We start from the raw sequence: 14,010 nt of genomic DNA on the forward strand, positions 1-14,010 counted from the left end.
TAACTGCTTAAAACTTGTTGATTTCTTTATCAGTAGGCTTAGTTAAAACATTGAGATTTGACATAAAGCGATTTCGCCCTTGATTAGAAATACGATCGTAAACCCATTTCTCTTCCTGACGCTCTTTAACAATGCCTGATCCAACTATTTTTTTCATGTGGTAAGACAATCCCGATGGAGAATGGTCAAGTTGCTCAAGTAATACACAAGCACACTGTTCCCCCTTCTTCAAAAGCTGCAAAATAACTAAACGATTCTCATCACTTAACGCTTTGTCTTAATCAACCATCACCTTTAAATCTTCCATTTTATCACCTCACATCAAATCTTATTGATGTTTCAGCATATAACAAATGTACCCTTATACCAATTTGTTTTGATATGAGGCTTGGCTTTAATCTTCTTTATAAGTGAGGTATTGAGGTCTATCGGATAAGGCTATTTCTCCATCATTAACTTTTATCCATCTATCCTCTAATAGATGACGATATGCTCCATCAGCAAGTGGTATTTTAATCGAACCATGTTTTTCTTTATTCAAAGCAAAGATCCCCATCAAACATTCTTCATGGTTTTGATACTTAACCCAAACAGCTTCTAAGTCATCATCGCCACCCACTTCAAAACTTCCTTCACAAGGAATATACTCCTTTTTAATTTGGATTAAGTCCGCTAAATACTCTGAAAAAGTCGACTCATTAGACCAGTCGATTGGATCTTTTTCAAAAAGATTAGGTAGATGATTAGCTTGAATCTCTTGTCCATTATAGATTAAATGCGCACCACGTAAAAAGAGGTTAAAGGCTGTTATTTGTTCTAACGAGTGCTTATCCTTAATTCTTGCTGCAATACGTTTTTGATCATGATTTTCTAAAAAACGTAATTTAGTGAAGTTGGCAGGATAAATCCAATTTTGTCGATTTAAACTAGTAAGGTAAGCAGATAAAGGTTGATTTCCTTCTAAATAAGCAACCCAATCATTAAAAATATCATAATCATAGGTCAAATCAAAAGCTTGATAGACTTCGGAGTCTGACAGTCCGGTCATAGCTTGTTTTCTTGTTTCGAGAATAAATGAAGGCTCAACACTCTCTGCTAACCACACTAAGTCAGGATTAACTTCTTTAACTGCTTCACGAGCAGCCAACCAAAAATCTAAAGGAATTAAAGAAGCTACATCACAGCGAAAACCATCAACGATTTTGGCATAGTCCATTAAAGTCTCAATTTGATAATCCCATAAGTCAAAATTGTCATTATAATCCAAATCGATAATATCTGTCCAATCACCAATCTGATTACTAAAACTGCCGTCTGGTTTTTGATAAAACCATTGAGATTTTTGATTGCTTAAAAGACTGTCTGGAGAGGTATGATTATAAACGATATCAATCATCACTTTCATACCCGCTTGATGAATTTGATCCACTAAATGAATAAAATCCTCGCGACTACCTAACTCTGAGTGAATGCCGCGATAGTCTTTTATGGCATAGGGTGATCCTTTTGTGCCCTTTCGTTTAATCTTTCCGATCGGATAATGAGGCAAAAACCAAACCATATCAACCCCTAACTTTTTTAAACGTGGAATTTCAGCTTCCACCTCTTTAAAACTACCTTCTTTTGAAAAGTTACGGGTAAATATACTGTAAATTACCAGCTTCCTTAACTCTAATGCACTTTCTTTAGCCATCCTAGTCCTCCTGTTTGTAACTTTTTTTATTAATTTTGCAAACGATTGCAAACCTTTATTCTTAAAGCTATAATTATTATAACAAAAGTGAAAATTATAGGAGGAATACCATGACAATTCTATCAAAAATTTCTAAGGCTAGCTTGATTTTAGCGGCTAGTTCTCTCATATCTCTGCCGAGCGCTTCAGCTGCGTCCGACAGTCCTGATGCTTTTACGCTCTATTCTAACAAAAGTGAAACTCAAGAGGCTTTAACTAACTATGCTAAAACATGGGGTGAGGCTAATGGAGTGGATGTTACAGTTAAAGTCTGTTCAGGTTCCTGTACTCTAGGTGACCAATTGAAATCAGATTTCACAGCGGGTGACGGTCCTGATGTCTTTGTTATTGAAGGGCAAGGAGGCTACGATATCTGGGCTGATTTCCTCACTCCTCTTGAAGGTGATTGGATTGATCAAACTGAATTTGAATTTAAACAAGGCGATGAAGTCTATGGTTTCCCTGTTTCAGTTGAAGGCTATGGTTTAGCTTATAATGCAGACCTTTTAGAAAAAGCAGGCATTGATCCAGCTAGTTTAGATTCTTTTGAAGCAGTCAAAGCTGCTTTTGAAGATTTAGAAAATCGTAAAGAAGAATTAGGACTGACTTCAGTTGTAGCAAATGCTACTAAAGAAGGCGAAACATGGATTATGGGTAATCATGACTTCAACGCTTATCTTGGATCCGGTTTAGAAAATGGTGACCGTACTGTTACAGAAATGACCCTTAAAGGTGAAGTCGATGAAGACCGTATGGCAAACTATGCGGATTGGGTAGAGCTTCTCTTCCAACATACTGACAAGCAAATGTTAACAGTAGGTACACAAGAAGACATGGATATTGCTTTTGCTACAGGGCAAGCAGCTTTCCTTCATCAAGGAAACTGGAAAGATCCCAACTTAGCAGAATTAGAGGCTGATTTCAAAATGGGCTTCATTCCTTATCAAACACTAGGAACTGATGCAAATGCTGATGGTCTCTTTATTGGTGCTCCATCATATTATGTTGTGAATAAAGAATCTGGCGCAATGGAATCTATCAATAAATTCTTCCAAGACATGGTGGATACTCCTGAAGGTCAAGACTATATTGTAAACCAAGCCAATATGATCTCACCTTTCTCAACCACTGAAGAAACACCACAAGCGCCAATGTCTGCATTCTTAGCACAATGGATTGTTGATGAAAAGCCAGTTTACTCCTTTGATTCGACTTATTTTATGCCTGATGGTTTCGGTATGAATAACCTAGGCCCTATCTATGGTCAATTTGCTCAAGGTAACATTGACAAAGATGAATTCATTCAACTAATGTCTGAAGAAATTTCACAACTTTCAGAATAAAAGGTTAATTTAGCAGTGTTCTTAAAGGGACTAGAGGGTTTCTTCTAGTTCCTTCATTTATAAGGAGGGTTCTTATGGCATCTGCCTCTCATAAAAAATCTCGTAGTAAACGGCAGCGTCGCAATTTTATTTTTTTAGTGGCCCCTGCTTTTATTGCACTTACTTTAGTGATTTTCATTCCCTTCGTGATGGGCATTTATTATTCATTTACGAATTGGGGCGGGATTATTAAGCCTGTTGCAGATTTTATTGGTTTGGGTAATTATAAAGAAAGTTTTGCCGATTCTCGTTTTCGTTATTCTCTGATGGTTACCTTTATTTTTGCTTTTTTTAATATAATTATTATTAATTTAGTCGCTTTTACTTTAGCTATGATTGTTTCTAGTCAAGTTAAAGGTAGAGATATTTATCGTGCGGGCTTCTTTGTTCCTAATCTAATTGGTGGAATTGTCTTGGGTTATATTTGGCAATTTATCTATAATAATGTTTTTCCTCAAGTTGGAGAATTGTTGGCTTTCGATTGGCTGGTTGAAAATCTCTTCTTAGGTTCTCCGCGTCTAGCTGTTTCTGCCTTGGTTTTAACTTCAACTTGGCAATATGCCGGTTATATTATGATGATTTATTACGCGGGCTTGCAAAACGTTCCTCGTTCATTGTATGAATCTGCTTCCTTAGATGGAGCCAATTGGTGGGGAAAGCTACGCCACATTACTTTGCCAATGATTATGCCATCATTTACTGTTTCTTTATTTTTAACCATTAATAATTCCTTTAAAATATTCGATGTCAATTACTCCTTGACGGGTGGTGGCCCTTCTATGATGTGGAATAGTGAAGCCATCAAGTCTACTGAGTTTATCACTATGAATATTTATAATACTGCTTCTGTTGAAAATAATTTAGCTTATGGTCAAGCTCGAGCAGTAATTCTTTTTGTTATTCTAGTCATTATTAGTCTTAGTCAGACTTATATTACAAAACGTCAGGAGGTCGAAATGTAATGTCAATTGTCAAATGGAAAAAGTTTTTCTTAGAGTTGTTCGCCCTCTTAGTTTTTGTCTTATTTATCAGCCCCTTACTGTTAATATTTATTAACTCAGCCAAGTCCTCTCGCGAAATATTAGTCAATCCACTCTCACTGCCTGAAAATTGGGGACAAATATGGGAAAACTTCCTTACTATTTGGAACAACCCCTCTATTGATTATCCTAGTTCTTTTTTATCATCAGTAATTATTACTGTCACTTCCTTGGCTCTAATTAGTCTGGTCAGTTCATTAGCTGCTTGGGGATTAGTGAGATACAAATCAAAAACTTCTTCACTCATTTTTTATATGTTTGTGGCTTCAATGGTTATCCCTTTCCAAGTCGTCATGTATCCACTGATTACTTGGTTTAGAATCCTATCCATGAATGTAACTGAACCCCTAATGAATTTCTCACTCTTGAGATCTTATCCTGGGATAATCTTGGCCTACATTGGCTTTGGAATGGGCATGTCTGTCTTTATGTTTCATGGTTTTTTAAAGGGTGTCCCACTTGAGATTGAAGAAGCTGCCGAAATAGATGGTGCTAACAAACTACAAACTTTCTTTTATGTAGTCATGCCCATTATGAAACCAATCTATGTTACGATTATTATTTTAAATGGCATTTGGATCTGGAATGATTTCTTACTGCCGATGCAATTGTTAGGTGTCGGTAATGACATTCAAACATTACCGATTGCTATTTCAAACTTTGCCGGTTCCTACACTAAACAGTGGGATATGATTTTATCTTCATCCTTAATGATTATGATTCCAATCATTATTGTTTTCCTCTTTGCTCAAAAACAAATCCTTAAAGGCATGGTTGATGGAGCAATTAAATAAAACAAACTAAATAGAGATCCTGCCAGACAAATCAAAGAAGGATCTCTATTTTTATTAGCTTTTGAGGAAACTATAACAATATTCAAGCTCTCATAAAATCAATCATAATGCAAAAAACAAAACAATCTATTAAACAAAAATTAGCTTTATTAGTAGAAATAGCCGTCATTTGATATAATGAATTTAAAAAATCTAAAAGGAGGTGTCTATCTTGGATATACGTCAGATTAAATATTTTATTGCTGTAGCAGAAACAAAAAACATTTCTCACGCTGCTAAAAGTCTTTTTATTACTCAACCTACACTTTCCCAAGCAATTAAAAAAATTGAACTGGAACTAGATACACAACTTTTTACTTATTCAGAAAAAGAAATGACGCTTACTCATACCGGTAAAATTCTTTATGACAGGGGGAAAAACTTGACCGAAGCTTTCGATGAACTAGTTCTTGAAATTCAAGGCTATAATCATAATCCAGCTGAAATAATGAAAGTCGGATTAACTTCTCTCTTTGCCATTCAATTCATGCCTCAAATATCAAAATTTATTGCTACCCATTCCAACTTGGAATTGGTCCTAGTTCAAGATGGGTCTCGTCATCTTCAACAATTGCTTGCTGAGGGTACAATTGACATTGGCCTCGTTTCTTTTCCTAAGATTGAAGAAGGCATTCATATTGAACCTTTAAACACGACCACTCAAGGATATAAGGTCAGTGTTGTTCTACCTAAAAGCAACCCACTCTCTAGTCGTGCTTCGCTTGAATTTAAAGATTTAAGAGACGAAAATTTCTGTAATCTAACTGATAATTTTATGCTAGGTGAAATGTTACCTAAACGCTGTCGCAAGGTTGGGTTCGATCCAAATATTGTTCTAGTCAACAATGATTGGGAAGTGCTTACTCATAGCTTAAAAAGCTTAAACTCAATCTGCATTTTACCGAGTGAGTTTAAGCCTTTAAGCAAATTAGAAGAACTCGCTTGGGTTCCCTTGGAAGATCGCAATAACTATTATCCGATTGGTATTGCTTTGCGAAATAATTATACATTGACACCAGCGATGAATGAATTTATATCCATCATAAAATCAAATTAACCCATTTCTGCTAAACGATGTGCGGTCTCTTCTTGATTTAAGACGCGGTTACCACCTTTTGCTAAGGCAATCATTTCAAATTCTCCTGGGAATGGAATAAACGGACCAATAAATGCTGTTCTTTTCTTGACTTCATTTCTTAAAAATTCCGAATGAGCCATTCCACCTGTCATTGAAACGGCATCAACTGGACCGCCTATCGTAGCTGCCAAACAAGCGATTGTTTTCGCAATCCCTAAAGCCATAGCTTCAAGTACTAACTTAGCTTCTTCATCTCCATCAACAGCTCGTTGCTCGATCAATCTTAAATCCTTTGTTTGAAAATAAGAGTATAAGCCTGCTTCGTTTCTAGCAAATTTATAAAACGCATCGACTCCCCTTTCTTTGATTAGAGGGATTAAATTTTTAATAGCAATTCCACCAGAGCGTTCTGCTGAGAACATTACCTCATCGTCTGAAATAAAATCAACAATTTCACCACCTTGATGAGCACTAGCTGAACAGCCTCCTCCCATATGAACCACTATAATTTTAGCCTCTTGATAACTTTTCCCCATATCACTCGCTACTCGTCTAGCAACCGCCCGCATATTCAAATGATGTCCAATACTTTTACGACTCACTCCTTTTATGCCAGTCAGTCTAGCTACGTCTGACATTGAGTCGACTGTAATTGGATCATATATATATGCGTTGGTACCCGGTTTCCCAAAGTGATTGATTACGGCTTGTGCTAATTTGGCACCTAGGTTTGAAGCATGTTCAATAACTGGATGGAATTCTAGACGATCTAATAGCTCGTTATCAACTAGAATAGCCCCTGACTTCACTGGACCAATGCCCCCTCCACGGCCTACGGCAGTGTCAAGGTCTTTGGTTAAATGATGCTCTTCTAATAATGATAAAACATCTTGGGAACGCATTTCAAACTGATCAAAAACATGTGGAAAATGACTGATTTCCTCATTAGTATAGAGAATTTCATCTTTCCAGATTTCTTGATCGTTTTCAAAATAAGCTATCTTAGTTGATGTAGCTCCCGGATTAATGACAATAATTTTGTTCATTTTATTCCCCCTTATCCATCATTAACTGAGCTAATAGAATAGAGGCATATTTTTCACTAGCCGAAGCACTTCTCGAAGTTAAGATAATCGGTACGCGCGCTCCCATTATAATACCAGCCATCTCGCCGTCACCAAATAGCAAGAGTGACTTGGATAGACTATTACCAGCGACAATATCTGAAGCAATGATTAAATCAGCATCTCCTTTAATTGCTCCAGACCAATTTTTTTCTGCTGCACTTGTCGGTGATAAACTAATATCTAAAGATAAGGGGCCTTCTATAATTGCCTGCGAATTATCTGACTCCTCAGCGATTTCAGCAAAGTTAACAGAAGATGGCAATTTAGGAATTAAGGTTTCAGCTGCAGATAACAAAGCTACTTTAGGCTTTTCTACACCTAATTTGTGAAATACTTCCACTCCATGTTGGATAATTGTTTTATACTCTTCTTTATTCGGTTGCAAAACCATGCCACCATCACTTATGCCTAACAAACGATCAAGTTTGGGAATGGATAAAACGGCCATGTGGGTTAATAAGCCACTTTTGACAATTCCTGTCTCTTTAGCAACGACTTGTTTCAATAACTTTCCGGTGGAAAGCTTCCCTTTCATAATCGCACCAGCTTTACCTTCACGGACTAAACGAACTGCTTCAAAAGCTGCCTGTGAGTCGTTGGATTCGTCAATGATTTCGTAATCTTCTGCTGATAGTTGATAATTTGCAATGATTTTTTCTAATTGCTCCTTATCATCAATAAAGATCATCTTCAAGCCTTCTTCTTGAATGGCTTTTTTTGCACTTTTCATTACCTCATCGTCTGCAGCTTTTACTACAGCTAGGACGAATTTGTTTTTGCTAGATCTTTCTTTTTGTTTGAAGGACTTAATTTGTGAAATGAACGACATAACTTTCCTTCTTTCTTACTTTGTTTTTATAATTCTAAACGATAATCTTCCTCGGTTACTAATGGCACCGCTTGGGTAAAAACGTATTTAAAGACGAAGCCTAAACTAACAGGAACTACCACAAAAGCAACAAAAGTAATTAGGAGGTTTATCAATGAGAAACCACCACTTACTAAGTTCAGATGATTTATCGGACCAACCAGTCCACTAAAACCAAATCCTGCACTCATCGGTGTTCCTTGAATATTGAACAAAGCAGCCATCATCCCACAGACTGCAGCATTACATATAATCGGAATCATTGTCTTAGGATTTTTAACCACAATGGGCATTGACATCTTAGGTGAACCAATAAAGTGGGCCAAGGCTGTTCCTGAACCATTTACATTCCATCCCATAATAGCTAATCCAAAACCACAAGCACAAATACCAAGGTTTCCAGCTCCCGAGCCTATACCTGAAAGTCCTACAGCTAAAGCAATTCCTACCGTTGTAATTGGAGAGACTATCAAGATCGAAAAAACAATAGCAATTAAAATACACATTATAATCGGTTGAAGTGTTAATAAGCTAGCCACGCCTTGTCCAATTAGCACAGTAATACCTTTGACATAAGGCAAAATCCAATGGCCTATACTCCCTACTAAAGCTAACATTAAAGTGGGAATTACAATAATTGTGTATGATTTTAGCTTGTTTCCAATTAATAATATCACAAAAGCAGCTAATGCAGATGTTAAGCCGACATTAATGACGTCCCCTGTTCCATTCAGGGTAAGGGCGCCACCAACGAATTGAACCGCACCCCCTCCATACATTGCAGCTAGACCAATTGAGGCAGCTTGGATTGGATTAAATTTAAAATTCAATCCAATCATGACACCACTGACTAATCCTAGCATAGAGTTTGACATGGCCAGAACACCTAATAAAGGTGATCCCGGCGCGATAGCTCTAACCAGTTCTGTTAAGAGGGCGCCAGGAATTAATACGATTACCGTACCTAGAGCTAAACCATTAAGAATATTCATTGCAAATTGTTTACCGGTCATTTTATTTTCCATCATATAAATCTCCTTTTAATTTGCTATTGGTGAATTCCTTGATCTAAAAGTATTTCAGCAGCATCCATTATGGTTTCTGTTAGGCTTGGGTGGTTATGAATTGTTAATACCAAATCTTCAGCTGTCATTAAATTTTCAATTGCCAAGGTGATTTCTCCAATTAATTCACTTACTTCTGGACCAACCATTTGAGCCCCTATCAAACGATTTGTTTCTTTATCGGAGATTAAACGAACAAATCCTTCTTTTTCATTCATTGATAGAGCACGACCATTGCTTTGGAACATGAATTTTGCTTTTTTGACATTGATTCCTTGATCCTTAGCTTGTTTTTCAGTTAATCCGACTGTCGCAATTTCTGGATAAGTATAGCAGACTGTTGGAATAACTGAATAATCAACTGCTACTCCTGCATGACCAGCAATTGCTTCAGCTGCAACTTTTGCTTCATAACTCGCTTTATGAGCTAAAGCCGGTCCTGCGACAATATCGCCAATCGCGTATATGTTATTTTTATTGGTTTGTCCTTTCTCATTAACTGGAATTAAACCTTTATCATCAACCTTAACTCCGGCCAACTCTAAACTTAAGAGATCCGTATTAGGAACTCTTCCTACTAAAACCGCTACTTTATCAGCTGAAAGGTCTTCTTTTTTCTCTTTAACAGAATATGAAACGGTCACTTTTCCTTCTTTGTCTACTGCTGATTCAACGGTTGCTTTAGTAATTATGTCAATACCCTTGTTTTTCATCTGTTTAATAACTGGCTTGGTCAAATCACTTTCAAAACCATTAAGAATTCGATCACTTGCTTCAATGACTGTTACCTTAGTACCTAAATTAGCATAGGCTCCGGCCAATTCCATTCCGATATAGCCGCCACCAATTATAATTAAGGATGCTGGAAGTTCTGTTAAATTAAGTAGTCCTGTCGAATCAATAATGTTTTCACTAAATGGTAGACCTGAAAGTTCAATTGGACGACTACCAGTAGCTATAATCACATTCTTAAACTGATAGGTCTCGCCCATTTCTCCTTCTTTTACAACATGAACAGTCTGGTCAGAAGTAAACATTGCTTCGCCATGGATTATTTCCACTTTATTCTTTTTCAATAAGGCTTGAACGCCAGCTGTTAGTTTTTTGACTACTTCATTATTCTTCCAATCTTGTAGAGCCGTAAAATCCAGACTTGCGTCTCCATATTCTAATCCATAAGGCGTTTTGTTTTTAGTCTTAACGTATTCATTTCCGACCGTAATCATTGCTTTTGAAGGAATACAACCAACATTTAAGCATACTCCCCCTATTTGATCTTTCTCAATGATGAGTACTTTCTGACCTGTTTGTGCCGCTCGAATGGCGGCAACATATCCCCCCGGTCCAGATCCAATTACAATCGTATCAGCTTCTTTTGCAAAATCTCCTACTACCATTTGTCAATCACCCTTCCGATAATAATAAATCTGGATTATTTAGGTATTCTTTCATTAAATTAATTGCTTTTTGAGCGGTTACACCATCCACTACTCGATGGTCAAAAGCAAAAGATAATTTTAACACAGGTTTTAATACTGGATTCTTCTCTTCATCTGGTAAGAATTGTTCTTCAATTCGACCTACACCCAAAATAGCTACTTCAGGTTGGTTAATAATAGGTGTAGACCAAACTCCACCTGTTGCTAAGCCACCCACATTGGTTAAAGTCATAGAGCCATTATCCATATCTGTTGTTTCTAACTCTCCATTTTGAGCTTTATCCGCTAGAGTTTGGATTTCTTGAGCTATTTCAAATAGACTCTTTCTTTCTGCGTTACGAATCATAGGAACATATAAGCCTTTAGGAGTGTCGGTAGCTACGCCAATATGATAGTAATTATGGTAATATATTTCTCCCTTTTCAAGATTCATAGAAGCGTTTAGTTCTGGGAAACGTTTCAACATAGCCACTAGAACTTTCACAAAATATGCAGAATAGGTTAACTTAATATCTTTATTCTTAGCAATTTGTTTCATTCGATTACGATGTTCCACTAAAGCTGAAACTTCTACTTGATCAAATACCGTTACGTGAGGTGAAACTCGCTTACTTTCAACCATGGCTTTAGCAATTACTCTACGCATCATGCTCAGTTTTTCCACTCGATCTTCAGCCATTGCTTCAGCAGCTACTGGAGTCGCGCTAGAAGTAGACACTTGATTTTCAACGACTGCTTGACTTACTTGTTTATTTGAAGTTTCTTCGCTAGGGGCTACAGTTTGACCTGTTTCTAAGAAATGATCGATATCTTCTATCGTAATCTTACCGTGATTTCCTGTGCCGATTACTTTCGAAAGGTCAACCCCCTTGCTACGAGCATATTTACGTACTCTAGGAATAGCCATCTTACGAATATCATCCGATACAGCTTCCGTTCTATTAGTATCTTTTTCTTCCACTAGATCCACTGTATCTGATGTATTGGAGCTGTTTTCTTCAACCAGATTATCTTGAGAATCTGGTTGAGCAACATTTTCTACTTGGCTCCCCACTTCCTCTCCTTCAAGAGCTATATCGGCAATAGGCTTGCCTACTAAAGCAATTTCACCTTCTTCAGCATATAGCTTAGAAATTGTTCCGGATACAGGTGAAGGCAATTCAACAGCAGCTTTATCACTTTGTATTTCCAAAATGATTTGGTCTTCTTCAACCTTATCTCCAACTTTAACATGCCAGGTGAGCACTTCTGCTTCATGAGTACCTTCACCAGCATCAGGTAATATAAATTGATACATCAAAATGCCTCCTTTTAGAATTTAAATGTTTCTAGAGCCTGTTCATAGATATCATTCTCATCTGGTATCCAAACTGACTCCGCTGCCCCAAAGGTATAAACAGTATCAGGTGAGGTTACACGCGCAACAGGTGCATCTAAATCCATAAAGCAACGTTCACTAATATCTGAAGCTATCTGACCAGCAATTCCTGCAAGTCGTTGCGATTCTTGTAAAACAACTGCACGATGAGTTTTTGCAATCGAAGACTGAATTGTTTCAAAGTCATAAGGAGCTACGGTACGTAAATCGATTACTTCTGCTTCAATTCCTTCTTGTGCTAATTTGTCAGCAGCCTTAACTGCCAACCCTACCATTAGTCCATAGCCAATTAAAGTAATATCTTTTCCTTTACGGACTACATTCGCCTTATCTAACGGTACAGTATAATATTCTTCAGGTACTTCGCCTTTAACTGAGCGATATAATTTTAAATGTTCTAAGAAAACAACTGGATCGTTCGATTCAACAGATGAAATGAGTAAACCTTTTGCGTCATAAGCAGAAGAAGGAATAACTACACGTAAGCCAGGAACTTGAGCCATCATTCCTTCCAATGAATCAGAGTGTAATTCAGGTGTGTGAACTCCCCCACCATATGGAGCACGAATGGTTACAGGCATTTGACGAGTTCCACCATAACGAAAGCGAAAACGAGAAATTTGAGCCACTAGAGGATCCATTGCTTCTAAGATAAAACCAGAAAATTGTATTTCTGGAATAGGACGAAAACCTTCTGTAGCCAAACCTGTTGCCATGCCTAAGATAGCTGATTCTGCTAACGGGGTGTCAAACACACGATTTTTCCCAAATTCTTCTTGTAATCCATCGGTAATTCTGAAAACACCTCCGTTTAAACCGACATCTTCACCAAATATTAAGGTTTTGTTGTCACGGCTTAAAACTTCTTTAAGTCCTGCTGTAATTGCTTGTGCTAGTGTTAATACTGCCATCTTATCTCATCTCCTTTGCTTCATACTTCTTAATTTGTTCTAAAATACTTGGCGGAGTCACTTCAAACATGTTCTTCAAGAAATCAGAAACTTTTTGAGCAGGCTCTTGTGCCATACGTGCCATCGCTTCTTTCACTTCACTCTTTAAATCTTCAATGACTTGATTTTCTTTTTCTTCTGACCATAAGCCTTTTTCTGTTAAATAATTGCGAAGACGAATAAGTGGATCTTTTGCCATCCATTCTGCTAGTTCATCGTCTCCACGATAACGTTTTGGATCATCCGACATCGTATGCGGTCCAAAACGATAAGTCAAGGCTTCAATTAATACAGGACCGTTACCCGCTATCGCATATTCACGTGCTTTCTTGACTGTTGCATACATTGCGACTGGATCCATGCCGTCTACTTGTACAGCAGTAATACCTGCTGCAACCGCTTTTTGAGCCAAGGTTTGAGCAGCTGTTTGTTGTGCCACTGGAACAGATATACCATATCTATTGTTTTGAACAACTGTAATTAATGGTGCTTGATAAGCTCCTGCGAAGTTGATTCCTTCATAGAAGTCACCTTGTGACGTTGCTCCATCTCCACAAAGAGCCAGTACAACTGATTTTGAATCGTTGAATTTTTTACCAATGGCTACACCCGCTGCTGGAGGTAAAGTTCCTCCTACCATTACTTGGGGAGCATATGCATTAAAATCCTGCTCAAATTGGTTACCTGCAACATGGCCCTTATACCATAGGAACCCTTGATACATAGGCAATCCGTGACGAATCAATACTCCTAAATCTCTATAAGTCGGAACTAAGAAATCATCACGAGTTAAGGCAGCCAATGAGCCGAATTGACTCGCTTCTTGCCCTCCTGCCGTTGCATAATTTCCCAAGGCTCCTTGGCGATTTAAAATAATTGTTCTCTCATCGAGAGCACGACCCCAAACAATATCTTCCATCAAAGATACTAACTCTTCATCTGTTATTGATTTCAATGTTTCTGGATCAACAACTTTTCCATTTTCGTCTAAAACTTGAACCATTTCAAAAGGTTTGGCATACTGATCAACAACTTGGTTAAAGTCAACACTACTTAGCTTCTTCACCATGTTTTCACTACCTTCCATTATATTTTTTATTAAGCGCTTACAATTTTATT

General features: G+C 37.5%; 12 protein-coding genes and 1 pseudogene. 4 read left to right on the forward strand and 9 right to left on the reverse strand.

From position 1 onward, the window contains the following. Positions 1 to 7: 7 nt before the first annotated feature. Positions 8 to 262 (reverse strand): annotated as a pseudogene (locus tag ACQV18_RS05050) (ArsR/SmtB family transcription factor); the annotation flags it as partial. A 132-nt stretch (positions 263 to 394) separates the two neighbouring features. Beyond that, entirely contained in the window at positions 395 to 1,693 is a 1,299-nt protein-coding gene (locus tag ACQV18_RS05055; protein ID WP_428875022.1) for an alpha-amylase family glycosyl hydrolase, read from the reverse strand. Positions 1,694 to 1,803: 110 nt separating this feature from the next. Here ACQV18_RS05055 and ACQV18_RS05060 point away from each other — a divergent pair, with 110 nt between their 5' ends. The 4 genes from ACQV18_RS05060 to ACQV18_RS05075 all read left to right on the forward strand — a co-directional run bounded on the left by ACQV18_RS05060 (position 1,804) and on the right by ACQV18_RS05075 (position 6,044). Then, positions 1,804 to 3,075 carry an ABC transporter substrate-binding protein gene (locus tag ACQV18_RS05060; RefSeq protein ID WP_428873507.1) on the forward strand — a complete coding sequence of 424 codons (1,272 nt, stop codon included), beginning with the start codon at positions 1,804 to 1,806 and terminating at the stop codon, positions 3,073 to 3,075. 74 nt (positions 3,076 to 3,149) lie between these two features. After that, positions 3,150 to 4,076, forward strand: coding sequence for a carbohydrate ABC transporter permease (locus ACQV18_RS05065; protein WP_428873506.1), 927 nt, complete (start codon positions 3,150 to 3,152; stop codon positions 4,074 to 4,076). Continuing rightward, positions 4,076 to 4,948, forward strand: coding sequence for a carbohydrate ABC transporter permease (locus ACQV18_RS05070; RefSeq protein WP_428892657.1), 873 nt, complete (start codon positions 4,076 to 4,078; stop codon positions 4,946 to 4,948). Before ACQV18_RS05065 ends, ACQV18_RS05070 begins: the two co-directional genes overlap by 1 nt. Before the next feature lie 211 nt (positions 4,949 to 5,159). Next, positions 5,160 to 6,044 (forward strand): LysR family transcriptional regulator, encoded by an 885-nt coding sequence (locus tag ACQV18_RS05075; protein WP_428873502.1) that lies wholly within the window; start codon positions 5,160 to 5,162, stop codon positions 6,042 to 6,044. On the opposite strand, the gene buk is transcribed toward ACQV18_RS05075, so the two are convergent. From buk to pdhA, 7 genes are read right to left on the reverse strand one after another with little or no spacing between them, the layout of a single operon-like run. Next, a complete protein-coding gene (gene buk, locus ACQV18_RS05080; protein WP_428873500.1) occupies positions 6,041 to 7,111 on the reverse strand; it encodes a butyrate kinase in 1,071 nt (356 codons plus the stop codon). The genes ACQV18_RS05075 and buk overlap by 4 nt on opposite strands. Position 7,112: 1 nt before the next feature. Beyond that, a complete protein-coding gene (locus ACQV18_RS05085; RefSeq protein ID WP_428892658.1) occupies positions 7,113 to 8,021 on the reverse strand; it encodes a phosphate acyltransferase in 909 nt (302 codons plus the stop codon). A 26-nt stretch (positions 8,022 to 8,047) separates the two neighbouring features. Continuing rightward, positions 8,048 to 9,085: a PTS transporter subunit IIC gene (locus ACQV18_RS05090; RefSeq protein WP_428873552.1), complete on the reverse strand. Its 1,038-nt coding sequence runs from the start codon at positions 9,083 to 9,085 to the stop codon at positions 8,048 to 8,050. 23 nt (positions 9,086 to 9,108) lie between these two features. Continuing rightward, positions 9,109 to 10,521: a dihydrolipoyl dehydrogenase gene (lpdA, locus tag ACQV18_RS05095; protein ID WP_428873498.1), complete on the reverse strand. Its 1,413-nt coding sequence runs from the start codon at positions 10,519 to 10,521 to the stop codon at positions 9,109 to 9,111. A 7-nt stretch (positions 10,522 to 10,528) separates the two neighbouring features. Next, positions 10,529 to 11,860, reverse strand: coding sequence for a dihydrolipoamide acetyltransferase family protein (locus tag ACQV18_RS05100; RefSeq protein WP_428875020.1), 1,332 nt, complete (start codon positions 11,858 to 11,860; stop codon positions 10,529 to 10,531). 14 nt (positions 11,861 to 11,874) lie between these two features. Further along, positions 11,875 to 12,852 (reverse strand): alpha-ketoacid dehydrogenase subunit beta, encoded by a 978-nt coding sequence (locus ACQV18_RS05105; protein ID WP_428873495.1) that lies wholly within the window; start codon positions 12,850 to 12,852, stop codon positions 11,875 to 11,877. A 1-nt stretch (position 12,853) separates the two neighbouring features. Further along, positions 12,854 to 13,960 carry a pyruvate dehydrogenase (acetyl-transferring) E1 component subunit alpha gene (gene pdhA, locus ACQV18_RS05110; protein WP_428873493.1) on the reverse strand — a complete coding sequence of 369 codons (1,107 nt, stop codon included), beginning with the start codon at positions 13,958 to 13,960 and terminating at the stop codon, positions 12,854 to 12,856. Positions 13,961 to 14,010 lie beyond the last annotated feature (50 nt).

Origin of the sequence: Facklamia sp. P9177 (assembly GCF_050409585.1) — a bacterium.
Taxonomy (GTDB): Bacteria; Bacillota; Bacilli; order Lactobacillales; family Aerococcaceae; genus Facklamia.